This window comes from Streptomyces sparsogenes subsp. cuspidosporus (genome assembly GCF_039532705.1).
GTDB lineage: Bacteria > Actinomycetota > Actinomycetes > Streptomycetales > Streptomycetaceae > Streptomyces > Streptomyces sparsogenes.
Genome location: NZ_BAAASD010000158.1, coordinates 1 through 582, shown reverse-complemented (window position 1 = coordinate 582; position 582 = coordinate 1). Strand labels below are relative to the sequence as shown.

The following is a 582-nucleotide window of genomic DNA, read 5'->3' as shown; positions in this document are numbered from 1 at the left end:
GCCCGGCCGGGTCGTAGGTGAAGGTGGTGGCCTGGCCGTCGGCGTCCTTGCGCACGATCCGGCCGCACACGTCGCGTTCGAGGGAGACGGTCTGGCCCAGCGGATTGGTGCGGGAGACGAGCCGGCCCGTGGGGTCGTACGCGTAGGTGAGGGTACGGCCGTCGAAATCCGTCTCGCTGAGCGTGCGGCCGGTCGGGTCGTAGGTGTAGGTCCAGGTCAGGCCGTGGGGGTTGGTGACCTGAGTGAGGCGCAGCCGGGTGTCGTACGTGAACTCGTAGCGGGCGCCGTCCGGGTCGGTCCGGGCGGCTAGCAGGTCGAAGTGGGTGTATTCGTAACGGGTCACGCCCCCGCCCGCATCCGTCTGAGCGGTGACGTTGCCCTCGCCGTCGTAGGCCCAGCTCTGCTCGGTGCCGTCCGGGGCGATGTGTCGCAGCGGCTTGCCCTCGACGGTCCACTCCATGCGTGTGGTGGCGCCGAGGGGGTCGGTGATGGCGGTGGGGCGGCCGAAGGCGTCGCGGTGGTAGACGGTGGTCGCGCCCCGGGGATCGGTGATCTCGACGGGGAGCCCGGCCGCGTCGCAGC

The 582-nt window shown here is 71.5% G+C and carries 1 pseudogene; it reads right to left on the bottom strand.

The annotated features are described in order from the left end of the window. A pseudogene (locus tag ABFY07_RS42845) lies at nucleotides 1-582 on the bottom strand (type IV secretion protein Rhs); the annotation flags it as partial.